General features: G+C 62.1%; 26 protein-coding genes and 1 tRNA gene. 16 read left to right on the top strand and 11 right to left on the bottom strand.

Translation table 11 applies throughout. The features are described 5' to 3' along the window. Window positions 1-38: 38 nt before the first annotated feature. Entirely contained in the window at window positions 39-689 is a 651-nt protein-coding gene (locus EN853_RS04075; protein WP_126094149.1) for an OmpA family protein, read from the top strand. Between the two features lie 342 nt (window positions 690-1,031). Further along, window positions 1,032-1,640: a hypothetical protein gene (locus EN853_RS04080; RefSeq protein ID WP_127858255.1), complete on the top strand. Its 609-nt coding sequence runs from the start codon at window positions 1,032-1,034 to the stop codon at window positions 1,638-1,640. 113 nt (window positions 1,641-1,753) lie between these two features. Here EN853_RS04080 and EN853_RS04085 read toward each other — a convergent pair whose 3' ends face one another. Together EN853_RS04085 and EN853_RS04090 are read right to left on the bottom strand one after the other, a co-directional pair. After that, on the bottom strand, window positions 1,754-3,301 hold the full coding sequence (locus EN853_RS04085; RefSeq protein WP_167524370.1) for a DEAD/DEAH box helicase: 1,548 nt from the start codon (window positions 3,299-3,301) through the stop codon (window positions 1,754-1,756). 192 nt (window positions 3,302-3,493) lie between these two features. Then, the gene (locus EN853_RS04090; protein WP_127858253.1) at window positions 3,494-4,267 is read right to left on the bottom strand and encodes an NAD kinase; all 774 of its coding nucleotides are present in this window, start codon (window positions 4,265-4,267) and stop codon (window positions 3,494-3,496) included. Window positions 4,268-4,517: 250 nt separating this feature from the next. On the opposite strand from EN853_RS04090, the gene EN853_RS33845 reads away from it, so the two are divergent. The 7 genes from EN853_RS33845 to EN853_RS04120 all read left to right on the top strand — a co-directional run bounded on the left by EN853_RS33845 (window position 4,518) and on the right by EN853_RS04120 (window position 11,277). Continuing rightward, complete coding sequence (locus EN853_RS33845; RefSeq protein ID WP_168247742.1) at window positions 4,518-4,682, top strand: hypothetical protein; 165 nt, start codon at window positions 4,518-4,520, stop codon at window positions 4,680-4,682. Between the two features lie 385 nt (window positions 4,683-5,067). Beyond that, window positions 5,068-6,150, top strand: coding sequence for an ABC transporter ATP-binding protein (locus EN853_RS04095; protein WP_127858252.1), 1,083 nt, complete (start codon window positions 5,068-5,070; stop codon window positions 6,148-6,150). A 3-nt stretch (window positions 6,151-6,153) separates the two neighbouring features. Next, window positions 6,154-7,074 carry an ABC transporter permease gene (locus EN853_RS04100; protein WP_127858251.1) on the top strand — a complete coding sequence of 307 codons (921 nt, stop codon included), beginning with the start codon at window positions 6,154-6,156 and terminating at the stop codon, window positions 7,072-7,074. Further along, on the top strand, window positions 7,067-7,867 hold the full coding sequence (locus tag EN853_RS04105; RefSeq protein WP_127858250.1) for an ABC transporter permease: 801 nt from the start codon (window positions 7,067-7,069) through the stop codon (window positions 7,865-7,867). The genes EN853_RS04100 and EN853_RS04105 overlap by 8 nt, the downstream gene beginning before the upstream one ends. 40 nt (window positions 7,868-7,907) lie before the next feature. Further along, window positions 7,908-8,942 carry an extracellular solute-binding protein gene (locus EN853_RS04110; protein WP_127858249.1) on the top strand — a complete coding sequence of 345 codons (1,035 nt, stop codon included), beginning with the start codon at window positions 7,908-7,910 and terminating at the stop codon, window positions 8,940-8,942. Window positions 8,943-9,051: 109 nt separating this feature from the next. Beyond that, window positions 9,052-10,479 carry an amidase gene (locus EN853_RS04115; protein WP_127858248.1) on the top strand — a complete coding sequence of 476 codons (1,428 nt, stop codon included), beginning with the start codon at window positions 9,052-9,054 and terminating at the stop codon, window positions 10,477-10,479. 141 nt (window positions 10,480-10,620) lie between these two features. Beyond that, complete coding sequence (locus tag EN853_RS04120; protein WP_245516815.1) at window positions 10,621-11,277, top strand: TetR/AcrR family transcriptional regulator; 657 nt, start codon at window positions 10,621-10,623, stop codon at window positions 11,275-11,277. Window positions 11,278-11,345: 68 nt separating this feature from the next. On the opposite strand, the gene EN853_RS04125 is transcribed toward EN853_RS04120, so the two are convergent. Genes EN853_RS04125 through EN853_RS04145 form a run of 5 tightly spaced genes read right to left on the bottom strand, consistent with a single transcriptional unit; the run spans window position 11,346 to window position 15,894 of the window. Further along, entirely contained in the window at window positions 11,346-12,107 is a 762-nt protein-coding gene (locus EN853_RS04125) for an MBL fold metallo-hydrolase (protein ID WP_127858247.1), read from the bottom strand. A gap of 4 nt (window positions 12,108-12,111) precedes the next feature. Beyond that, window positions 12,112-13,176 (bottom strand): ABC transporter ATP-binding protein, encoded by a 1,065-nt coding sequence (locus EN853_RS04130; protein WP_127858246.1) that lies wholly within the window; start codon window positions 13,174-13,176, stop codon window positions 12,112-12,114. Next, a complete protein-coding gene (locus tag EN853_RS04135; RefSeq protein ID WP_127858245.1) occupies window positions 13,173-13,955 on the bottom strand; it encodes an ABC transporter permease in 783 nt (260 codons plus the stop codon). Before EN853_RS04135 ends, EN853_RS04130 begins: the two co-directional genes overlap by 4 nt. 2 nt (window positions 13,956-13,957) lie before the next feature. Continuing rightward, a complete protein-coding gene (locus EN853_RS04140) occupies window positions 13,958-14,803 on the bottom strand; it encodes an ABC transporter permease (protein WP_127858244.1) in 846 nt (281 codons plus the stop codon). 8 nt (window positions 14,804-14,811) lie between these two features. Next, complete coding sequence (locus EN853_RS04145; RefSeq protein WP_127858243.1) at window positions 14,812-15,894, bottom strand: spermidine/putrescine ABC transporter substrate-binding protein; 1,083 nt, start codon at window positions 15,892-15,894, stop codon at window positions 14,812-14,814. Between the two features lie 92 nt (window positions 15,895-15,986). On the opposite strand from EN853_RS04145, the gene EN853_RS04150 reads away from it, so the two are divergent. Continuing rightward, a complete protein-coding gene (locus tag EN853_RS04150) occupies window positions 15,987-16,601 on the top strand; it encodes a TetR/AcrR family transcriptional regulator (protein WP_127858242.1) in 615 nt (204 codons plus the stop codon). Window positions 16,602-16,649: 48 nt separating this feature from the next. On the opposite strand, the gene EN853_RS04155 is transcribed toward EN853_RS04150, so the two are convergent. Beyond that, window positions 16,650-16,850: a DUF2905 domain-containing protein gene (locus EN853_RS04155; protein ID WP_127858241.1), complete on the bottom strand. Its 201-nt coding sequence runs from the start codon at window positions 16,848-16,850 to the stop codon at window positions 16,650-16,652. 148 nt (window positions 16,851-16,998) lie between these two features. Here EN853_RS04155 and EN853_RS04160 point away from each other — a divergent pair, with 148 nt between their 5' ends. Together EN853_RS04160 and EN853_RS04165 are read left to right on the top strand one after the other, a co-directional pair. Then, window positions 16,999-17,559 carry a DUF2569 family protein gene (locus EN853_RS04160; protein ID WP_127858240.1) on the top strand — a complete coding sequence of 187 codons (561 nt, stop codon included), beginning with the start codon at window positions 16,999-17,001 and terminating at the stop codon, window positions 17,557-17,559. Window positions 17,560-17,735: 176 nt separating this feature from the next. Next, on the top strand, window positions 17,736-18,047 hold the full coding sequence (locus EN853_RS04165) for a DUF3303 family protein (RefSeq protein WP_127858239.1): 312 nt from the start codon (window positions 17,736-17,738) through the stop codon (window positions 18,045-18,047). 173 nt (window positions 18,048-18,220) lie between these two features. On the opposite strand, the gene EN853_RS04170 is transcribed toward EN853_RS04165, so the two are convergent. Beyond that, a tRNA-Thr gene (locus tag EN853_RS04170) sits at window positions 18,221-18,296 on the bottom strand. A gap of 151 nt (window positions 18,297-18,447) precedes the next feature. On the opposite strand from EN853_RS04170, the gene EN853_RS04175 reads away from it, so the two are divergent. The 3 genes from EN853_RS04175 to EN853_RS04185 all read left to right on the top strand — a co-directional run bounded on the left by EN853_RS04175 (window position 18,448) and on the right by EN853_RS04185 (window position 19,490). Continuing rightward, window positions 18,448-18,615 (top strand): hypothetical protein, encoded by a 168-nt coding sequence (locus EN853_RS04175; protein ID WP_127858238.1) that lies wholly within the window; start codon window positions 18,448-18,450, stop codon window positions 18,613-18,615. Window positions 18,616-18,774: 159 nt separating this feature from the next. Next, complete coding sequence (locus EN853_RS04180) at window positions 18,775-18,972, top strand: hypothetical protein (RefSeq protein WP_127858237.1); 198 nt, start codon at window positions 18,775-18,777, stop codon at window positions 18,970-18,972. Between the two features lie 206 nt (window positions 18,973-19,178). After that, window positions 19,179-19,490 carry a BA14K family protein gene (locus EN853_RS04185; protein ID WP_127858236.1) on the top strand — a complete coding sequence of 104 codons (312 nt, stop codon included), beginning with the start codon at window positions 19,179-19,181 and terminating at the stop codon, window positions 19,488-19,490. A 72-nt stretch (window positions 19,491-19,562) separates the two neighbouring features. Here EN853_RS04185 and EN853_RS04190 read toward each other — a convergent pair whose 3' ends face one another. Continuing rightward, entirely contained in the window at window positions 19,563-19,958 is a 396-nt protein-coding gene (locus tag EN853_RS04190) for a hypothetical protein (protein ID WP_245516816.1), read from the bottom strand. A gap of 171 nt (window positions 19,959-20,129) precedes the next feature. Between EN853_RS04190 and EN853_RS04195 the strand changes: the two genes are divergently transcribed. Further along, window positions 20,130-20,489 carry a hypothetical protein gene (locus EN853_RS04195; protein WP_127858234.1) on the top strand — a complete coding sequence of 120 codons (360 nt, stop codon included), beginning with the start codon at window positions 20,130-20,132 and terminating at the stop codon, window positions 20,487-20,489. On the opposite strand, the gene bhcR is transcribed toward EN853_RS04195, so the two are convergent. Beyond that, a complete protein-coding gene (bhcR, locus tag EN853_RS04200) occupies window positions 20,490-21,311 on the bottom strand; it encodes an HTH-type transcriptional regulator BhcR (RefSeq protein WP_127858233.1) in 822 nt (273 codons plus the stop codon). It abuts the gene before it with no gap. Window positions 21,312-21,314: the final 3 nt, after the last annotated feature.

A 21,314-nucleotide genomic window follows, 5' to 3' on the forward strand; every position in this document is an offset into this window, starting at 1 on the left:
GGCACGGCATAGGCCGTGAATTGGAGAGGGACCACCTTATGAAGAAGACCGTGCTGGTCGTCGTGGCGACGGCCGTATTGGTGAGCGCGTGCACCACCACCGATCCGTACACCGGCGACCAGAAGATTTCTAACACGGCAGCCGGCGCCGGCCTTGGCGCTCTGGCAGGCGCCAGCCTTGGCCTGCTCGCAGGCGGCAACGATCGTCGCAACGCGCTGATCGGCGCGGGCATCGGCGCGCTCGCCGGCGGCGCGATTGGCGCGACCATGGACCAGAACGAGGCCGAACTGCGCCGTCAGCTGCAGGGCACCGGCGTCAGCGTCACCCGCAGCGGCGACCAGATCATCCTCAACATGCCGTCCGACATCACCTTCAACGTCGACCAGGATGCGGTGAAGCCAGGCTTCTATCCGGTGCTGAACTCGGTGGCGCTGGTGCTGAACAAGTTCCGCCAGACCACGGTCGACGTCTTCGGCCACACCGACTCGACGGGCGGCGACGAGCACAATTTCGATCTGTCGCAGCGCCGCGCGCTCGCGGTCGCCAATTACCTGTCAGGCCAGGGCGTCGATTCCCGCCGCTTTGCAGTCACCGGCTTCGGCAAGACGCGCCCGATCGCGTCCAACGCGACGGCCCAGGGCCGTGCCCAGAACCGGCGCGTCGAGATCCAGCTTTCACCGCTCACCTGAGAAGAAACGCTTCCAACGGATCAACTCCACCAGGAGAGACGGCCTCGCAAGGGGCCGTTTTTGTTTGGCGCGACCCCTCGAATTGAAGCATGTCTCCCGAAAGTGGGAACCGGTTTCGGGACAACGACATGCGGATGAAGCGCACGGAGCGAATTTGAAAGATCGCGACGCGCTTTAGGCCAAAAGGTCATTAGCTTGTTCTAATTGATGCTTTTCCAGAACTCTGGAAAGGACTAGCATCAACGCCGTTCCAGAAGGGGAAGAGGCGGGTAACTGGCCGCGCAATCAGCATTTTTTCCGCCTCGGTCTTGCACGGCCGGATCAGAAATCTGGGAGGAATGCATGACAAGAACGGCTCGCCTTGGGCGCTGCGGCGTCCTCGTTTTGACTGGCCTCTTGGGCGCATGGCTTGGAGCCGCCACGGCCAGGGCCGAAGACGCCAACAAGGCCGATATCGAAGCCTTGAAAAAATCGCTGGCCAAATATGAGGACTACACGGCCGCCATCCGCGACCTCTATCTGTCTACCGAAGGCTGCGTCTACTACAGCGGGGAGAAGATACCGGGCACGATGGATTATCCGAAGGGCGCAATGGGCGTCCATTTCGTTAACGTCCCGAGTGTCGGCAAGCCGCTCGACCCGATGAAACCCAACGTCCTGATCTACGAGCCGACCAAGAAGGGCTTGAAGCTGGTCGCGGTGGAATGGCTGGTGCCGCTCACTCCGGACGTCAAGGAAGCGCCCACGCTGTTTGGCCAGAAATTCATGGGGCCGATGGAGGGGCACTATCCGCTCATTCCGAGGGAGTTCGTGCACTACGACCTTCACGCCTGGCTGTTCAGGGACAATCCGAACGGCATGTTCAGTCCGACGAACCCGAACGTGAAGTGCAACAAGGCCGAGTTTCCGATGCTGGAGAAACCGACCAAGATGATGCCGGGGCCGATGTGAGCTCCAACAGGACAATCCTCGGAAGAGCGCCTGGCTGAATTTTCAAGCGAAGCGACAACAAGGAAACGGCCCCGTAAGGGGCCGTCTTCGTTCTGCTGGCGCTCTATCGAAGGTCAGACTTTCGCGACGATCCGCATGAAGGCCGGCACGTCGTCGCCGAAGCCGACGGTGGCGTCGCCTTCATCCTGCCGATGGCGGGCAGGGCGGTTGTGGTCGCGCTGAGGACGGACGTCGCCGCGCTGCTCGTTGCGGTTTGAAGAACCCTTGCGGTCGTTCTCGGAGCGGATCGCATCCTTGCGGGCGCGGCGCTCCGCAATGTCAGCGACCTCGGCGACCGGCTGCTCTTCGCGCGCCGCATCCGGTGTCTCGTCATGTTTGGCGTGACGGTCCCTCTTGCGCTCGCCCCGGTCCTTGCGATCGTCGTCCTTGCGGCCGGCGCGGCGCGGCGCGCCGCGGCCACGGCGAGGCGCATCGTCACCCTCGCTCTCGGTGACCGTCGACAGGTCGCCGTCGTGCCATTCGATCTTGGCGCCGATCAGCTTTTCGATGGCATCGACATATTTGGTGTCGGAGCGCGTCGCGATGGTGAAGGATTTGCCGGAACGGCCGGCGCGGCCGGTGCGGCCGATGCGGTGCACATAGTCCTCGGCATGGATTGGCACGTCGTAATTGAAGACATGGCTGACGTCGGGAATATCGAGGCCGCGAGCGGCGACGTCCGACGCGACGAGATAACGCAGCTTGCCGTCGCGGAAATTGGCGAGCATCTGCATGCGCGCGCGCTGATCCATGTCGCCATGGAGCGCGCCGGCATCAAAATCATGCTTCAGCAGCGAGCGGAAAAGCTCCGACACTTCGACCTTGCGGTTGCAGAAGATGATGGCGTTCTTCAGCCCGTCGCTCTCGGCCTTCATCAGGTTGCGCAGCGTCTCGCGCTTCTCCCACGGCTTCGAGCCTGATTTCACCAGGCGCTGCGTGATGCTGGTCGCGGTGGAAGCGGCCCTGGAGACCTCGACGCGCACCGGGGCGTGCAAGAATTTTTCGGTGAGCTTGGTGATTTCCGGCGGCATGGTCGCCGAGAAGAACAGCGTCTGGCGCGTGAACGGGATCATCTCGCAGATGCGCTCGATATCGGGGATGAAACCCATGTCGAGCATGCGGTCGGCTTCGTCGATGACGAGGATCTCGACACCGTTGAGCAAGAGCTTGCCGCGCTCGCGGTGGTCGAGCAGCCGGCCGGGCGTGGCGATCAGCACGTCGGCGCCGCGCTCCAGCTTCTTGTCCTGCTCCTCGAAGGAGACGCCGCCAATCAGCAGCGCGATGTTGAGCTTGTGGTTCTTGCCGTATTTGATGAAGTTTTCCTCGACCTGCGCCGCCAATTCGCGCGTCGGCTCGAGGATCAGCGTGCGCGGCATGCGGGCCCGCGCCCGGCCCTTTTCCAGTCGCGTCAGCATAGGCAGCACGAAGGAAGCGGTCTTGCCCGTGCCGGTCTGGGCAATGCCCAGCACATCCTTGCCGAGCAGCGCATGCGGGATGGCGCCAGCCTGGATCGGAGTCGGCTTGGCATAGCCGGCATCGGTGACTGCGGAGAGGACCTTCGGCGACAGGCCGAGGTCTGTGAACGTCAACGCTTCTTGAGCGGTCTGGGTGTCTGCGGACAAGTGATGGCTGTCTTCGGCTGGTTCAGGAAAAATCGCAACATCTGTTGCGGCAGGCGCCGCGCGCCTGCAAGATCGGCGTTGCAGTTAGGCGCAAGTCCGCGATTTGTCAACAGAAACGGCCCGGAAATCCGGCGATTGTGAAGACGTAACCTTAATCGCGATGCTTAATCGAGACATTGTCCTTGCGCCGGCTCAATAGCGGAACTGCTCGGCAAGAATACGTTCGTTCCACGAATGATTGGGATCGAACAGCAATGTCGCCGTGGCGGTTGGCGATTCCCGGACCGTGACCGAGGCAATCGCCTTGACTTCGGTATGGTCGGCGGCGGCGTTCACCGGCCGCTTTTCCGACTCCAATATGTCGAAGCGCACGGTCGCCTTGTTGGAGAGCAGCGCGCCGCGCCAGCGGCGCGGCCGGAAGGGGCTCACCGGCGTCAGCGCCAGCAGCGGCGCGTCGAGCGGCAGGATCGGCCCGTGCGCCGACAGATTGTAGGCTGTCGAGCCGGCGGGTGTCGCGATCATGACGCCGTCGCAGTTCAGTTCCTCAAGCCGCACCTGCTCGTCGACGGTGATGCGGATTTTCGCCGTCTGGTAGGATTGGCGCCACAGCGCCACTTCGTTGATCGCCAACGCGGAGACCGTTTCACCTTCACCGGTCACCGCCTGCATTTCCAGCGGGCGGATCGTCTCGGAGACCGCTCTCGAAATGCGTTCCTCGAGGCCGCCGGCGCGATATTCGTTCATCAGGAAACCGATGGTGCCACGGTTCATGCCGTAGACCTTCTTGCCCGTGCTCATCGTGTCGCGCAGCGTCTGCAGCAGGAAGCCGTCGCCACCGAGCGCGATGACGATCTTCGCCTCGGCGACAGGTATCTGTCCATAGCGCGCCGACAATGCCTCCAGCGCCGCGCGGGCGTCGTCGGTGTCGGAAGAGACGAAGGCGAAACGGCTGGCTTCTTTGCTCATGGATCCCGAACGGCGGCTGCGACCGCCTACTGGCCGCCGGCGACGGCGTAGCATGCGCCGCCCGCATCTGCAAAGGGCGGCCCACCATGCCATGCCGGCAGGGCGCCGCGCTCGCGCTTCATGACAGATGTGCAACGAATGTGATGAGGGCGATGGTTAAGGCGAAGCTTAAACACTCGTAAAGCCGGATCGATCATGTTAGCCGGCAGTGGATGGGTGGCGGGGGCTAACCAGTCGAGAGACCTGTCTATTGCCGGTGACGCGCCTGATCATAGTCTTCCTGATGATGGGAAGTTTCGCGCTCATGTTTGCCGAACTGGTGCGCCATTCGGAAGAGATGAGCCTGCGGCCGCAGCCTTCGGTCTCCCGCTGCGGCGACGCCGCCGGAACGCCCTGTCCGCAAAGGGCGCTTTGAGCCGGACAAGCTCGCTGTCTTTGCCTGAAGGCTAATCTCTCCGTGTCGGGCGACACGGTGCCGACCCGCCGTTTTTGGCGAACAATTTGCGCCTCCTGCCGAAGCATCATCTCGGCCCATGCGGTCGTTGAGAATTTGACGCTCTCGAGGTTCCGGGCCGTTCGGCGACCGGCCTGAAATCAAAACATCCAACATCAGATCGCTGGCCTGATCCGTTTGGCTCGCCTGACGGCTGGCCAGCCTGTGGGTTTGCAGTCGCACAGGCGCATTCAGAAAAATATTGACTGTATGTTTAGTTAGATTTATTGCTTGCAACAAGACAGAGTTGGCCAGCCGGCGCCTGCCGGTGAAAGGTCACCAGAACAAGGGGAATATCTTGCCAGCCATGCGGCCCGCCATTGAGGCGAAGGGCGTTACCAGGATTTTTCCGACCGCCGGTCAGGACGTCGTCAGGGCGCTCGACAATGTGTCCGTCTCCATTGGCGAAAACGAATTCTTCACGCTGCTCGGGCCGTCCGGCTGCGGGAAGACGACGCTGCTGAGATTGATTGCCGGCTTCGACTTCCCAAGCGCCGGCGAAATCCTGCTGCACGGCCAGGACATCGCGCCGCTGCCGCCCTTCAAGCGCCCCGTCAATACCGTCTTCCAAAGCTACGCGTTGTTCCCGCACATGACGGTGGCCGAGAATATCGGTTTCGGCCTGAAGATGCTGGGCAGGCCGAAGGTCGAGATCGAGGCGCGTGTGGATACGATGCTGAAGCTCGTCCGCATGGAGGCCATGAGGAACCGGCGTACCAGTCAGATTTCGGGCGGCCAGCAGCAGCGCGTTGCGCTCGCCCGGGCGCTCGCGCCGCAGCCGAAGGTGCTTTTGCTCGACGAGCCGCTCTCGGCGCTCGACTACAAGCTGCGCAAGGAAATGCAGATCGAACTGAAGCGACTGCAGCACGAGACCGGCATCACCTTCATCTTCGTCACCCACGACCAGGAAGAAGCGCTGACCATGTCCGACCGTATCGCGGTGATGTCGGCCGGCAAGATCCTGCAGGTCGGCACGCCCAGGGACATCTACGACAAGCCGGCGGAGCGCTTCGTCGCCGACTTCATCGGCGAGACGAATTTCATCACCGCGGCAATCACCATCACGGGCAATTGCAAAGTGCGCGCGACACTGAAGTCCGGAGCTACGATCGATGCGACCGTGGCCGAAGGCTTCCAGCCGAAGGAGAACGCCACCATCGTGGTCAGGCCGGAACACGCAAAGCTGACCACCGGCAAAGGTGACCTGTCGGGGACGGTCGAGACCATTGTCTACTTCGGCACCGATACGCACATCCGCGTCCAACTGAACAGTGGCGAGGCCTTCACCGTGCGCCAGCAGAACACGCGCAGCGCCGGCTGTGGCTTCCAATGCGGCGACAAGGTCGGCATCTCTATCGGCAACGACGCCGCGCAGGTGTTGAGGGACTAGATCATGGCAAGCGCGAGCCAAATCGCCGAAAAGGCGGAGCGGGACGATATTCGGTCACGCTGGCTGCTGTCCGCCCTGGCGCTGCTGATCGTCCTGCTCGCCGCCGTCGGGCCGCTGCTGATCGTCGTCGTCTATTCTTTTCTGACGCCCGGCAACTACGGCGATGTGAAATGGCAGTTCTCTACCGACGCCTGGGTAGGCGTACTGTTTGAACGCGACGTCTTCGACGACACCCTGTCCATCGCCGGCGCACACCTGTCGATCCTCTGGCGCTCGGCATCGCTGTCGGTCCTGACCACGATCCTGACCGTGATCTTCGGCTTTCCGACAGCCTATTTTATCGCGACCCGGCCCGAACACCGGCGGGAAATCTGGCTGTTCCTCATCACCATCCCGTTCTGGACGAACCTGCTGATCCGCACCTTCGCCATGCAGGAAGTGCTTCGCAACGACGGCATCATCAATTCGGCGCTGCAACTGCTGCGCGTCACCGACCATCCCGTGCAATTCTTGTATACGAACGTCGCCGTCTTGCTCGGCATGGTCTACGTGTTCCTGCCGCTGATGGTGCTGCCGCTCTACGCCAGCATGGAAAAGATCGACTTTCGCCTGGTTGAGGCCGGGTACGACCTCTACGCGACGCGGTTCCAGGTGCTTCGGCACATCATCATCCCGCTGGTCACGCCGGGCATCGTCGCCGGCTCGATCCTCGTCTTCATTCCCTCGCTCGGCGCCTATGTGACGCCGCGGGTGCTGGGCGGCGGCACCAATCTGATGATTGGCAACCTGATCGAACTGCAATTCGGCCAGGGCCGGAACTGGCCACTTGGCGCGGCATTGTCCATCGCGCTGATGGCGATCGTGATGGTGGCCCTGTTGGTTTACGTCCGCAACACAAGCAGACCGAACGGTGGCCATGGCTGAGCACTTCGACGTCCGAAGGCAGACCGGCTTCGCCACCGTGGCGATGCTGTGTTTCTTGCTGCTTTACCTGCCGATCGGCACCCTGGTGGTCTACGCCTTCAACGACAATGATTCACTGGCGATTTGGAAAGGCTTTTCGCTGCGCTGGTTCCATGTCGCCTGGAACAACACGCTGGTGATCGAATCGTCGATCCGTTCGTTCCAGATCGCCACGGTTGCCGCCGCACTGGCAGCGATCTCCGCGACAATGGCGGCGATCGCAACCACCCGGACCAAGCCCTATCCGGGGCTGACTTTCAAATATGCCTTCATCAACCAGCCGTTGATGGTGCCGGAGATCGTCACCGCCGTTGCACTTTTGATCGTGTTCTCGCGCATCAAGATCTGGACCGGCTATTCGGGACTCGGCTACCTGATGGCCGCGCACACCGCCTTCTGCGTGCCGTTCGCCTATCTGCCGATCCGGGCCCGGCTCGAAAGCATGGATCTGTCGCTCGAGACGGCGGCGTCCGATCTCTATGCGACCGGGTGGCAGACCTTCCGGTATGTGACCTTGCCGCTGCTTTGGCCGGGCATTCTTGCGGGACTGATGCTCGCCTTCGTCGTTTCGCTCGATGATGTCGTCATCACCGAGTTCATCAAGTCGGGCGGCCAGGATACGCTGCCAACCTACATGCTCGGCCAGCTCCGCCGCACAGTGACGCCCGAAGTGAACGCTATCTCGACCGTCTTCCTGGCGCTGTCGATCGGCATCGTCACGGCCTTCTTTTTCATCAGCAGGAAACGGACCTGAGGGCGCGTCACCTTCGGTCCCAACAATGGGAGGAAAGGGTATGAACATGAAACTGACCGCGACGGCCATCGGACTGTCGCTGCTGGCCGCGACGGGCGCGGCCCGTGCCGATGGCGAACTCAACATCTACAACTGGGGCAATTACACCAGCCCCGACCTGATCAAAAAATTCGAAGAAACCTACAAGGTCAAAGTCACCATTACCGATTTCGATTCCAACGACACCGCGCTTGCCAAGGTCCGCCAGGGCGGTGCTGGCTTCGACATCGTTGTGCCCTCGGCAACCGTCGTGCCGATCTGGATTAGCGAAGGCCTGCTGCTGGAAACCGATCCCGACACAATGCAGAACTTCAAGAACGTGGATCCGAAATGGGTCGATGTTCCGTTTGACCCGGGCCGGAAGTATACCGTGCCGTGGCAGTGGGGCACGACCGGTATGTCGGTCAACAAATCGGTCTATTCCGGCGATATCAACACTTCGGCCATCTTCCTCGACCCACCGAAGGAACTCGTCGGCAAGATCAATGTTGTGCCCGAGATGGGCGACGTCATGTTCCTTGCCATCGCTTACGAAGGCGGCGAGTACTGCACGGGCGACAAGCAGCTCCTTAAGAAGGTGCGGGACAAACTGGTCGAGGCCAAGGCGAAATGGCTTTCCCTTGACTATGGCGCGGTCGACGGGCTGGGCAAAGGCGACGTCGCCGCCGGCGTCAACTGGAACGGTGCATCGCTGCGCCAGCGGATGCAGAACGACAAGGTCGCCTACGGCTACCCCAAGGAAGGCTATCCGATCTGGATGGACAATGTCGCCGTCCTCAAGGACGCCAAGAATGTCGAGAACGCAAAACTGTTCCAGAATTTCATCATGGATCCTGAGAACGCCGCGCTGATCTCGGCCTTTGCCCGTTATGCCAACGGCATCAAAGGGTCTGACGCCTTCATGCCCGCCGATATGAAGGACGCGCCGGAAGTGAATGTCCCGGCTGAATTCGTCGCCAAGGGCAAATTCATGCCGATCTGTTCGCCGGAAGTGCAGGCGCTGTACACGAAAATCTGGACCGACCTGCAGAAATAGCTTCGTCCCGAACGGTCGCCACCGCCGCCGGGCCGTGATTGCAACGCGCGGTCCGGCAGACAATCGTCCATTCACACCAAGCGCATTCCAGCGATTGCGGGAGACTTTGATGACCGACCTCGACCTCTGCTACATGCCGGCGAGCGAAGCTCTGCGGCAGTTCAAGGCGAAGACGCTATCGCCTGTCGAGCTGATGCAGGCGACCATCGATCGCGCCGCGGCGACGAAGCAGTCGATCAACTGCTTCACTTTCGAGCATTTCGAGGAGGCGATGGAGCTGGCCAAGAAGGCCGAGGCGAAATACGCCAAAGGCGTCAGGACCGGCGCACTCGAGGGCCTGCCGATCGGCATAAAGGACGAAAGCTACATCAAGGGCAAGCCGACATCGCACGGGTCGCTGCTGACGAAGGACGCCATCGGCGGCCATACCTCGACGATGAATGAACGCATCATCAGGGCGGGCGGCATCGTGCACGCCCGCACGGCGACGCCTGAATTCAGCTGCGCCGGTTATACCTGGTCGAAGCGATGGGGGGTGACCCGCAATCCTTGGAATCCGGACTTCACCCCGGGCGGCTCGTCCGGCGGCGCGGCGGCGTCACTGGCCTCGGGCACGTCCTCGATCGCAACAGGCTCGGACATTGGCGGATCGATCCGCATTCCTGCTTCGGCCTGCGGTCTTGTCGGTTTCAAGCCGCCTTACGGCCGCAACCCTGACGAGCCGCCGTTCAATCTCGATTTCTACTGCCATACCGGCCCGCTGGCGCGAAACGTCAGGGATGCGATCCTGCTGCAGAACGTGATGGCAGGACCGAGCCCGTTGGACATCGCCACGCTTCGCCCGAAGCTGCGCTTGCCTCTCGACTACAAGCCAATCAAGGGCTGGAAGATCGCGCTTTCCATGGACCTCGGCTCTTTCGAGGTCGATGCCGAGGTGCGCAGGAACACACTTGCCGCTTGTGATGTGTTCCGGTCGCTGGGGGCGGCGGTCGAGGAAGTCGATCTTGGCTGGGGTAACGAGGTGCTCAAGGCCGCCATGGCCTATCTGGAGCATCTTTTCGGTGCCTCGCTGTCGCAGTTGCTTGAAGAGCACGGCGATGACATGACGACTTATGCCCGGCAGTTCGCCGAGGACGGCCAGAAATCGAAGGCCGCGGACTTTGTCGGAACCCTGGAGGTTGCGGCCCAGATGTATCAGACCCTCGGCCCGTTGCTCGAAAAGTACGATGTGCTGATCTGCCCGACGAACGCCATTCCAGCGGTGCCGGCGGAGTTCGACCAGACCCGCGACACCGTTGAGATCAGCGGCAGACGGGTGAACCCATCGCTCGGCTGGGTCATGACGACGCCGTTCAACATGATGAGCCGCTGTCCGGTTCTCTCTATTCAGTCGGGCCGGGCCGCGAGCGGTGTGCCGACTGGCATCCAGATCATCGGCCGAACCTATTGCGACGCCGATGTCTTCCGGGCCGCGATGGCCTATGAAACGGCGCAAGGTCAATGGTACGCGAACGCTGGCACGCGCCCATCACTTTGAGCGCGTCGGACGACCACCGCTGGCACTTGATCTCCACCGTCAGCTATAGTGGCGCCGAGATTCCGCCGCAGATTGAAAAAGGCCGAAATGAAAATGGCGCGAGGCAAGGCAGCCGCAGAGACGGAGAGACGCGGGGCCGCGATGGCTGAGGACAGGGGTTCCGCGAACGACGCCGCGCCGCGGGACCGCCGGCGCGAGCGCGGCGAGGCGAGCGTCCAGCGCATTATCGATACCACCATCGACCTCATCGCCGAGGAGGGCCTGGCGAGCGTCACCATGCAGCGCATCGCCGAACAGGTGGGCTCCTCCAACGCGCTGGTGGTTTTCCATTTCCGCAGCAAGGAAAACCTGTTTCGGGCTGTCCTTAAGCATCTCAGTGATCGGTACGATGAGTTGTGGGCGAGCCTGGTGCGGGCGCCCGGATTGTCGCCGGTCGAGCGTCTGATGGGCGCGGTCGAGTGCGCGCAGCGCTTTGCCAGGCAGCATCCGAAATGGGTTTCGGTTTTTGTCGTGTTCTCCAGCGACCGCAAGAGCATGCAGCTCTACAACGAGATCGGTCTGCCCAGCGATCTCAGTTACAATGCCGAGGCGCGCGACTTGCTTGTCGAGATCAAGCGCATGGGCGACTATGGGGATGTCGACACAAATACGCTCGCCGAAAGCCTCAACTATCTCGTCCATGGCGCATGGTTCTGGGATCACCTCAACCCGCCGTCCGGCAGTTCCGACGTGCTGCGCAAGACGATGCTGATGTTGTTGCATCAGGCGTTTCCGCGCCATTTCGATCTGGCCCGCTAGAGCAATTCCAGGAAAAGTCTGAAGCCGTTTTCCGTTCGGAATTGCGTCGATCAAGACGATAGAGCCGTTCACGGCCTCCGCTGCAGGTGGCAGCCAGCTTGCCGTTTCTGCGCCAGATATTCGTCGATCAGTTGGCGATAGCGCACCTTGCCGAAGCTCGGGAAATGGCCACCATGCACGACCGAGACGCCGAGGTCTCGCATGGCAAGCAGCGTCTCGACATAGTCGTCGACAACCGAGTGATAGACATCGTCGATCAGCGGCCCGTCATAGACGATGTCGCCCGACAGCAGGATGCCGGTCTTCTTCTCGTAGAGCGCAATACCGCCCGGAGAATGTCCAGGCGTGTGGATGACCTCGAAGGCGCGGTCGCCGAGATCGATCACGTCCCCATCCGCGAGCAGCCGGCCGGCCGGCGCGGGCAGGATCCGGTAGCGCGCCGTGTCCCAGCCTTCGGGTTGGCGATCGAACATCTCGTCATTGGCGTAGCGGTCGGCGACCGTCCATTCGTTGCGCGGATCGGCGAGGATTTCCGCTTCAGCGGAATGCACGCAGCGGTCTGCAAACTCGTGATGGCAACCGATGTGATCGAAATGCGTGTGGCTGGCGACGCAGACGAGCTTTCGCTCGGTGACCAGCGGCACGTGGCGCCGCAAGCTGAAATGGCCGAGGCCGCTGTCGAACAAAAGATCTCGGTCGCGCCCGCGCACATGCCAGATGTTGCAGCGGAAGAACGGCTTTATCCACGGCTCGTGGATGAGCGTGACGCCGTCGGCCATGCGGATGGTTTCGTACCAGTCCGGAGCTTGGATAGCCGGAAGCATGCTCATTTTCTCAGTCCGCCAGCAGGATGATGTCCTGAGCGTTGCACGAAACCGCTGTTGTGTCGCCTGGCTGAACAATGGCCGAAGCCGGAGCCTTGGCCATGAACTGCAAGGCGGGGTCCTGGACCGATGTGGCCAGCACGCGCTTGAAGCTGCCCTGGAAAACGACGTCGCTGACCTTGGCCGTGCCCAGCGCGACATCGCCCTTTGTGTCGCCCAGGACCAGATGCTCGGGCCGAATGGCAAGCGCCAGAGCCGCGCCGACCGTCGAAGCGCCGGGCAGCGAGATCGGGCCGAGCTCTGTCGTGACCGTGACGCGCCCATCCCGGGAAGCGCCGGCCTTGCCGGCAACGATCGTGCTCTCGCCCATGAAAGTGGCCGAGAAGCGCGTCTTCGGCCGCGCGTAGACCCGCTCGGGCGAGCCTTCGTCCTCGATGCGCCCGTCATTCATCACCACGCAATGGTCTGCCAGCGCCATCGCTTCTTCCTGGTCGTGGGTGACATGGACGAAGGCAGTGCCGACGCGCTTCTGGATCGCCTTCAGCTCGTCCTGCATCTGCCGGCGCAGTTTGAGATCGAGCGCCCCGAGCGGCTCGTCGAGCAGCAGCACGGCGGGCTCGATGACCAGCGCGCGGGCCAGCGCCACGCGTTGCCGCTGGCCGCCGGAGAGCTGATGCGGCTTCTTGTCGAAGGCGGCCGCCAGCCCGACAAGGGCAAGCGCCTCGCGTGCCTTTGCCGCTCGGGTCGCGCCGTCGACGCCCTGCATGCGCAGGCCGAAGCCGACATTGCCGCCGACGCTCATATGCGGAAACAGCGCATAGTCCTGGAAGACGGTTGTCGTCGGACGCCTGGCCGGCGGCACGGCGGTGCAATCGGCGCCACGGATGAACACCTTGCCTTCGCTGGGCGTGACGAAGCCGCCGAGGATGGAAAGCAGCGTCGTCTTGCCGGAGCCTGACGGTCCGAGCAGGATCGTGTAGCTGCCGGGCTCTATTGCCAGCGAGACATTCTTCAGCACCGGGAGCTGACCGAAGCGGTGCGAGACGTTGCGGATATCGACCAAAGGCGCGCTCATGCCGGCTTTCTCAGCAGCAGGGTCAGTTCGAAAAACACCACCAGGACGACGGAGACTGCAAAGACCAGCGAGCCGACGGCATTGGTCTTGGGATTGAGGCCGGAACGCAAGAGGTTCCAGATCTCCACCGGCAGCGTCGTCTCGAAGCGGGTCAGCAGGAAGGAGATGACGAACTCATCCCAGGAAAAGGTCATCGACAGGAAGAAGCCGGCGAAGATCGCCGGCGCCATCACCGGCACAGTGATCATCAGCAGCACCTTCCATTCCGGTGCGCCGAGGTCGCGCGCGGCGCGCTCGATGTTGATCTGGTGGTCGCCCATCTGGCTGTAGATGATGGCGAAGCAGAGCGGCAGGTTGATCACGACATGGCCTATGCCGGCGGCCAAAAGCGATTTCGGCACGCCGGCCCAGTTGAACAGAACGAGCAACCCCATGCCGATGATCAGATAGCTGACGGTAAGCGGCAGCGTGATCAGCCCGCGCAGCAAGGCCGAGCCTGGCAGGACAAAGCGCGCGAAACCCCAGGCAGAGAGGAAGCCGAGCGTGACCGAGGCGAGCGAGGACAGCACCGCCACCAGCAGCGAATTGACCAGTGCCGATGTCAGCCGGGTATCCGAGAGCACCGCCTGGTACCAGCGCAGCGACGGGCCAGTAAACGGCGGGATCGGGAAAGACGTCGCCTGCAGCGAGAACAGCACCAGCACGACCACCGGCAGGAAGATGAAGCCGTAGACGGCGATGGCGTAGAGCCAGGCGGCGATGCGGACGACGGCGCGCATGGTCAGGCCCGCTCGATCTTCAGCCAGCGGGCGCAGGCGAGATAGGCGACGGTGACCACGGCCATCAGGATGATCGACAGCGCCGAGGCCAGCGGGAAGTCGCCGCGCCGGCCGATCTGCATCATGACCAGCTGCGGCATGACCAGCTCGTTGTTGCCGTCGAGGATCTGCGGCGTGATGTAGTCGCCGATGCAGAGCACGAAGGTGAGGAAGGCACCGACCATGATGCCCGGCAAGGTCAGCGGCAGCACGACATGCAGGAAGGTGCGGACCGGCCCGGCGCCGAGATCGGCGGCCGCCTTGCGGTAGCTCGGGCTGAGCTGCTTCAGATTGGCGAATATGGTCAGCGTTAACAGCATGACGAAGAAGTGCACGAAGCCGGTGACGGTGGCGAAACGCGTGTTGGCGAGCTGCAGCGGCTCGGCAATCAGGCCGATGCCGGTGAGCGTCCGGTTGATGACGCCGTTCTGCGCCAGCACCAGCAGCCAGGAGTAGGAGCGCACGACATAGGAGGTCCAGAACGGCAGCACGGCCAGCATCAGCGCCAGTCGCTGCCAGCGTTCCGGAACCATTTCGGCGAGGACCCAGGCGAAGGGATAGGCAAGCAGGATGGAGATGACGGTGACGATCGCCGTCACCTCCAGCGAGTTCACCATCGCCCGCCAGTAGGACGGATCGGTGAACAACTGGCTGTAGTTGGCAAGGGTGAACCCGCCGCCTTCATGCGCCGTGAGGCTCGACAGCCCCATGGCGATGAACGGCAGCACGAAGAAGAGCAGCGTCCATGCCAGCGCGGGCGTGACCAGCGCCCAGGGCAGGGCACGCCCGTTGTGTCCGGTGAAAGTCATCGGCCGATTTACTGCGCCTGCAGCATTTCGGTCCACATGTCCTGCATCTTCTTGTCGAGATCGGCATTCGGCGCCGGATAGGCCTGTGCGCGGGCGAGGAAGCCGGGCTGCTCGTCGAAGCGCAGGATCTTCTTCTGCTCGTCGGAGAGCGCCGCCGTCTTGTTTGCCGGCATGCCCCAGTAGCAGGCCGAGGTGGCAAGGCGGGCCTGGCCTTCTGGGCTCATGATGTACTGGATGAACTTCAACGCCATGTCCTTGTTCTTGGAGTCCTTGAACATGGCGAGCGATTGCGACCAGAGCACCGCGCCTTCCTTCGGGATCGAGAAGTCGAGTGCCGGGTTTTCCTTGGCGAGACCCGCCGTGACCCATTCGCCGCCGCCGACCAGGATATCGACCTCGCCGGTGGCCAAAGCCGTCTGGCTGGCGGTCACTTCGCCGACCAGCTTGGCATTGGCCTTCATCTTGAGCAGCTCTTCCTTGAGCGCGGGCAGGTCGGCCTCGGTGAGCTCGGCGGTCTTCTTACCTATGGCCAGGGCCGCCATACCGATCACGGGCAGATAGTAGTCGTAGATGGCGATCTTGCCTTTGTATTTGTCGCCGGTGAGCGATGCCAGCGACTGCATGTCGGCCGGATCGACCTTGGTCTTGTTGTAGCCGATCGTGTTGTAGCCGAATTTTTCGGTGATGCCGTAGCGCTTGCCATCGACAACGGTGGACTTGTCCATCTTCACTTCCGGGAAGAGGTCGGCGAAGGGCAGCTTGTCCTCGGGCAGCGGCTCGAACAGGCCTTTTTCGACGCCGCGCGGCACGTCGATGGAATCGATCACCATCACGTCCCAGTCGCCCGGCTGCGACTGGTCGACGATGGCCAGCCCCGCACCGGTACCCTCGAATTCCTTGACGTTGACCTTGACGTTGTTGGCCTCCTCGAAGGGCTGCAGCAGCGCCGGATCGGAATGGTCGCACCAGATCAGCGCGTTGAGATCGCCGGCCTCAGCGCCGCCCGCTGCGAGGAGCAGCGCCGCGGATGCGCAGGCGGCGGCGAGATGGGACTTCAGGGTGGAAAGCGGATTCCGGGCATTGACGGTCATCGAGTGTTCTCCCTGCCTTGCTGGCTTGTTGGAGAAAAGTTGAACCAATTCTAAAATTGAGTCAATTATGATTTTGTGGCAAATAGGCCGATATGAGTGGATTGCGCGAACGACAGAAGGCGGACCGGCATCGCCGCATCATCGATGCGGCGACGGCCCTTTTCCGCGAGGCCGGCTATGAAGGCGCCAAGATCGAGGCCATCGCAGCCCAAGCCGAGGTCTCGATCGGCACCATCTACAACTACTACCAGAACAAGGGCGACATCCTCGGCGCCATCGTGTCGATGGAAGTCAACGAGGTGCTGAATGCCGGGCGAGGGGTGGTCGCCAGCCCGCCCGCCAATGTTGGCGATGCGCTGGACACGCTGATCGGCATCTACATCGAGCACTCGCTGAATTACCTCAGCAAGGAGATGTGGCGGCAGGCGATGGCGATCTCCACGCAACTGCCCGACAGCCCCTTCGGCCAGGCCTACACCGCGCTCGACCATGCGCTCACCGAGCAGATCCGCGCCCTGATCGCCCGCCTGCAGGAAATCGGCCTGGTGCGGCCGGACATCGACGGCCCGGCAGTGGGCGAGCTGATCTTCAACAACATGAACATGATGTTCATCGAGTTCGTGAAACGCGACGAGGCGAGGATACCGGAGCTGCGCGCGGCGATAAGGCGGCAGAATCGGATATTGGTGGCGGCGATTGGGCTGTGAGACGATCAAAGGCGAGGGGAGGAACGCTCACTGCAGCCGCAGCGTCCCCTAGCGGTTGATCAGCCATAGAATCGCCGAGAGCACGACACTGATCAATATCCCGGTGGTGATAGGAACGTAGAGCCTGAAGTTTTCGCGCTCGATCACGATATCGCCTGGCAGCCTCCCTAGGCCGATCCGGGTCACCCAGGGCCACAGCAGGCCTACGACAACGATGCTGAGACCAACGACGATCAGCGTTCGCGACATGGCAGTATCCTGCCGGAAATAGCGTCTTGTCGAAGATATAGTTGTCAAAGGGTTTTGCGGGCAGGGCATTCCCTCGATATTTCCCCTTGAGTTGAAGCGGAAATCTGATACAACCTACAAGAGCATTGGGGGGCATTTGGGGGGTTGGATGCAGTTTCCTATCTGGCATTGGGTAATCTTGTTGCTGCTGATCGGCGTGCCGGTTTTCTTTGCCGTTCGGTCGGCCGCAAAGCCGTCACAGAATCGAGCGGATCTCGTGGGGTTTGGAGGCTGGCTTTTGCTCCTGGCGATCGGTCAGACTTTGTCGCCATTCCGCACGCTGGCTGAGCTGTTCTCGTCTAGCCAGGGTTACCAGCAGCTCTTGACGCAACCAAATGGCCCACTGGCTGTTTGCGGTGAGATCGTATTGTTGTTGGCGTTTGCAGCGCTGCAAGTGATTGTTCTCGCTGCAATGCTGCGGCGGAGTCCCCGTTTCAAACAATGGTTCTTCTACCAGTGGATCGCGATCCCAGTCGTGTTCGCGCTTGACGCTGTTTGGACGTCCACAATTCTGGGTGCGCCGATGAGCCAGGTTCTCACGAGAGAAGCGCTGGCCACGCCTATCGCCGGATTTGTTCTGACTGGGATTTGGGTAGCCTATGTCTACAAGTCCGTCAGGGTAAGGAACACCTTCGGCGGAGCGGCAACCGGCGAGGTTGCCGCTGCCTAAAGCGGTGGGCAGCTCCGGCTGTTGTAGATAGCTTGTGTGACTTTTGCGGCGCTGAGGCTGGAGCCTTCGTGTGCTGTGCCTACCTCTCTTGGAGTAGACGAGGGAACGATCGGAAGCTTGCCTTGGGCGCTACAATGCGGCTCGGGCATTCGCGATCATCCGAAAGGGAGGCGATTATGAAATACCTGGTAAATTGGAACGAGCGGCCACAGGGATCGGCGATTGAATACGAGAACGTCCAAAAGCGCATCCTGAAGATCTTCCAACACTGGGAAATACCCAGCGATGTCAAGGTGCATGCCTTCGTGGCGCGGGTGGGCGAGTGGGGTGGTAGCATGCTGCTCGAGGCGGACGACCCTTTGGTAGTCCACAAAATGTGTTCGACCTTCCCGGCGTTCCAATTCGACGTCCATCAGGTCATCGACGTTCCGGACGCGGTCCGCGTCGAGATCGAAGCAATCAAATGGCGGGATGAACTTCCTTCATGAGCGGCCGCCGACGGGGCGGCGCATTCGGAGCGCATGTTGGCACTCGCCTCACGGGAATCTCCGCAGAGGAGTGAGACGTCGCGCAATTGGCGGCCGAACGCTTTTCTCGCGCGTCCGCTCTCAAGAGGAGCGGTGAAGATGACGCCCGCGCGGTCCGCAACTCTCTATAGGAGTGGTGCCCCCGGCAGGGATCGAACCCGCGACCTTCGGTTTACAAAACCGCTGCTCTACCAGCTGAGCTACAAGGGCACGGCGCTCCGGTAGCACATTTCGTGCGCCAGTAAAGACAAAACTCCGTTTCGAGTTGCTAATGGACCGCACGGCTTAGCCGGCACGCTGAAAAACGGCGCACCGCTTCCTACATCTCTGTCGGGTGCAAATGCACCATACGGGGTGCCGCATGATTAGATTCGTCATCATCCTGCCGCTCATCGTCGTGACCTGGCTTCTCCTGGTGAAGGCCGTCAGCGATTTGAAGAGAGCCAACATCGACTGGACCGGCGTAACCGCCATCATTGGCTTCATCGCGCTGGCCTTCTGGCTGAGGCACATCACGGGGATGGGGTGAAAGGGAGCGAATAGGGAATAGCGAGTAGCGAACAGGGATTTTGGGTTCAGCGCTGCCGGCTTTTCGCTACTCGCTCAAACCTCGAACCTTTTGCCGCCTCTCCACGACTGATCTCCGAGAGGCGAATGGTCGCCTCGATCAAGGATCCAGGAGATCATCATGTTGAAGCGTACGCTCACCCCCGGCCTCGTTGCCGTTTTTGTCGCCACCTGCGCGCTCGCCGCCACCGTCGAGACGTCCTCGGCTCATGGCAATCATCATCACCATCATCATCACGGGCACCACGACATGCCCTGGTGGTGGTGGCACCACAACCATCACCACAATCACCACGGCAAGGTGATCATCTTCCTTTGATGAGAAGACCTTTTGCCTCGAAGGGCGGCCCCAGGGCCGCCCTTTTCGTTCGATCCACGCTGCGTCGAGCTAGGCGTCTAGCTGAAGAGGTCATTTTTTCGGCCCCTCAAAAAATCGGAAGAATCCTCGAACCTTTTTCCCGGTCGCAGCGACAGATGGTCAAGAGGCGGATGGATCGCCTCGGTCACGAAACCAAGGAGATCATCATGTTCAAGCGCACGCTCGTTTCGACCCTTATCGCCACCACCGTCGCCGCCGGCACTCTGGCCGGCACCGTCCAGCCCTCGGCCGCCCATGGCCATCATCACCGCCGCGAGCTCGGCATCGGTATCGCCGCCGGCGTCGGTGGCTTCGTCCTGGGCAGCCTGCTCGCCCAGCAGCAGCCGCGCACCGTCTATGTCGAGGAAGATGGCGGTTCCTGGCATGTCCGCCGCTGCCTCGCCCGCTACGACAGCTACGATCCGGGCTCGGACACCTATATCGGCTACGACGGCTATCCGCACTATTGCAGGCTCTGAGAAGCCGGAACAACGGTGACAACGAGGGGCTGCGAACAGCCCCTTTTTCGTTTTGGAACAAAGCCTTTAGAGTTAAGTCCTCGGGTCAGGGTCGAGGATCGGCAATCCGGCCGCGCGGCATTCGTTGTCAACGACAAGCCTCGCATTCGGCGATCCATCACCCAGCGCGATGAGCTCGAAGCTGCTTCCGGCATCCGGGTAGACCTTGGCGGCGAAGGGTTCGTCACCGCCATAGCCGCCCGACTGGCTCTTGCCGCTGACGTGGCCGCAGACCACGATCTCCTGGCGGCCTTTCAGCGTCCGCTCGCCGGCCTGCATCGCCCCGAATTTGGCGGAGGCAGGATCCCGCAGGTGCTGGCGGATGCCGGTGGTAACGATCTCTTCCAGCGCAAGTGAGATCGGGATGGACGAGACCGGAACGGGATTGACGCGCCGGCTGCCGGCATCCGGTTGAGGTGTCGCCGCCACGCATCCGCAAAGTGAAGCGGCGAGAAAAAGATGAACCGTTTTCCGCATCCATGCCCTTTGGCATGCATTCGAACGCCGCGGCAAGGCGGTCAGGCCCCAGGCAGGCTCCGGTGTACAGCGATTTTGCGAACGTCTAGTCTGGTACCCGGCGACCAATCAGGGGAGGGAGTCTTGGACGAGCAGGATCCGAAGGAAGACCTGATCGAGCCGGTTTTCCGCAACGGCACGATCACCACTGTCGGCATCCTGCTGGCTTTCTCGCTGGGCTTCATCACGCATTGGGCCGCGAACCCGATCCCCTGGCAGACCTATCATCTGCTCGCCGTGGTGCCGATCCTGGTCGGCATTGCCCTGCAGATGCGGGCGCTGGCCATGCTGCTCGATACAAAGTCGCTGCAGCGCCCCGTCCATGCACGCGCCAACCGGGTTTTCATTGCCGGTCTCATCTTCACGGCAAGCGGCGTCGGGCTGGCGATCCTGCTCGATTTCTTCGACATTGCGACCAAAAGCGCCCTGCCGGGCGCGGCCTGATCAGCCTGCCACCTCGCCGCCGATCATCTTCGTCACCTCGGCCGCGGCCTCGCGCACCAGCGGCCCGATCTCGGCCAAGCGCTCGCGCGTCACCCGCACGGTCGGGCCGGAAACCGAAACGCCGCCGATCGGCTCGCCGAACTCGTTGAAGATGGCGGCGGCAACGCAGCGCATGCCGGGATGGCGTTCCTCGTCGTCGACCGACCAGCCGCGATGCTTGATCGTCGCCAGGTCATGGGCGAGCGCCGAAATGTCGGACAACGTCTTGTCGGTGTAGCGCTGCAAGCCTGCCTTGCGCAGGATGGCCGCCACCCGCTCGGGCTCGAGATGCGCCAGCACCGCCTTGCCGATGCCCGAAGCATGGAAGGGGCTGCGCGTGCCCGGCCGGAAGAAGGCGCGGATCGCCTGATGCGTCTCGACCTGGCTGACGAAGACCACGCAATCGTCCTCGGCGACGCCCAGATTGGCGGTCTCGCCGGTCTTCTCCATTAGTTCCTGCATGACGATGCGGGCGCGGTCGACCAGCTTGCGGCGGCGCAGGAACGCCGCGCCCATGCGGTAGGTCTCGACGCCGATCGACCAAAGCTGGTCGGTCTGGTCGAACTCGACCATGCCGTGGTTCTCCAGCGTGGTCAGCATGCGATAGGCGGTGGAGGCGGCGATGCCGCTGCTGGCCGCGATCTCGCTCAGCGACAGGCCGCTGGCTTCGGCGACGATCGCCAGGATACGCAGCGCCCGGTCGAGCGACTGGACCGAGGCCGCCTCCGACGGGCCGTTGAAGGCGCGCGGCCGCCCGCGCTGGCGCTTTTCCGTGGTCTCCATGGG

Source organism: Mesorhizobium sp. M1C.F.Ca.ET.210.01.1.1 (genome assembly GCF_004791585.1).
Lineage (GTDB): Bacteria > Pseudomonadota > Alphaproteobacteria > Rhizobiales > Rhizobiaceae > Mesorhizobium.

What these genes read in the sequence shown, in the direction of transcription:
- EN853_RS04075 (WP_126094149.1), top strand. Translation starts at nt 39, where the DNA reads ATGAAGAAGACCGTGCTGGTCGTCGTGGCGACGGCCGTATTGGTGAGC.
- EN853_RS04080 (WP_127858255.1), top strand. Translation starts at nt 1,032, where the DNA reads ATGACAAGAACGGCTCGCCTTGGGCGCTGCGGCGTCCTCGTTTTGACT.
- EN853_RS04090 (WP_127858253.1), bottom strand. Translation starts at nt 4,267, where the DNA reads ATGAGCAAAGAAGCCAGCCGTTTCGCCTTCGTCTCTTCCGACACCGAC.
- EN853_RS04095 (WP_127858252.1), top strand. Translation starts at nt 5,068, where the DNA reads ATGCGGCCCGCCATTGAGGCGAAGGGCGTTACCAGGATTTTTCCGACC.
- EN853_RS04100 (WP_127858251.1), top strand. Translation starts at nt 6,154, where the DNA reads ATGGCAAGCGCGAGCCAAATCGCCGAAAAGGCGGAGCGGGACGATATT.
- EN853_RS04105 (WP_127858250.1), top strand. Translation starts at nt 7,067, where the DNA reads ATGGCTGAGCACTTCGACGTCCGAAGGCAGACCGGCTTCGCCACCGTG.
- EN853_RS04110 (WP_127858249.1), top strand. Translation starts at nt 7,908, where the DNA reads ATGAACATGAAACTGACCGCGACGGCCATCGGACTGTCGCTGCTGGCC.
- EN853_RS04115 (WP_127858248.1), top strand. Translation starts at nt 9,052, where the DNA reads ATGACCGACCTCGACCTCTGCTACATGCCGGCGAGCGAAGCTCTGCGG.
- EN853_RS04120 (WP_245516815.1), top strand. Translation starts at nt 10,621, where the DNA reads ATGGCTGAGGACAGGGGTTCCGCGAACGACGCCGCGCCGCGGGACCGC.
- EN853_RS04125 (WP_127858247.1), bottom strand. Translation starts at nt 12,107, where the DNA reads ATGAGCATGCTTCCGGCTATCCAAGCTCCGGACTGGTACGAAACCATC.
- EN853_RS04130 (WP_127858246.1), bottom strand. Translation starts at nt 13,176, where the DNA reads ATGAGCGCGCCTTTGGTCGATATCCGCAACGTCTCGCACCGCTTCGGT.
- EN853_RS04135 (WP_127858245.1), bottom strand. Translation starts at nt 13,955, where the DNA reads ATGCGCGCCGTCGTCCGCATCGCCGCCTGGCTCTACGCCATCGCCGTC.
- EN853_RS04140 (WP_127858244.1), bottom strand. Translation starts at nt 14,803, where the DNA reads ATGACTTTCACCGGACACAACGGGCGTGCCCTGCCCTGGGCGCTGGTC.
- EN853_RS04145 (WP_127858243.1), bottom strand. Translation starts at nt 15,894, where the DNA reads ATGACCGTCAATGCCCGGAATCCGCTTTCCACCCTGAAGTCCCATCTC.
- EN853_RS04150 (WP_127858242.1), top strand. Translation starts at nt 15,987, where the DNA reads ATGAGTGGATTGCGCGAACGACAGAAGGCGGACCGGCATCGCCGCATC.
- EN853_RS04155 (WP_127858241.1), bottom strand. Translation starts at nt 16,850, where the DNA reads ATGTCGCGAACGCTGATCGTCGTTGGTCTCAGCATCGTTGTCGTAGGC.
- EN853_RS04160 (WP_127858240.1), top strand. Translation starts at nt 16,999, where the DNA reads ATGCAGTTTCCTATCTGGCATTGGGTAATCTTGTTGCTGCTGATCGGC.
- EN853_RS04165 (WP_127858239.1), top strand. Translation starts at nt 17,736, where the DNA reads ATGAAATACCTGGTAAATTGGAACGAGCGGCCACAGGGATCGGCGATT.
- EN853_RS04175 (WP_127858238.1), top strand. Translation starts at nt 18,448, where the DNA reads ATGATTAGATTCGTCATCATCCTGCCGCTCATCGTCGTGACCTGGCTT.
- EN853_RS04180 (WP_127858237.1), top strand. Translation starts at nt 18,775, where the DNA reads ATGTTGAAGCGTACGCTCACCCCCGGCCTCGTTGCCGTTTTTGTCGCC.
- EN853_RS04185 (WP_127858236.1), top strand. Translation starts at nt 19,179, where the DNA reads ATGTTCAAGCGCACGCTCGTTTCGACCCTTATCGCCACCACCGTCGCC.
- bhcR (WP_127858233.1), bottom strand. Translation starts at nt 21,311, where the DNA reads ATGGAGACCACGGAAAAGCGCCAGCGCGGGCGGCCGCGCGCCTTCAAC.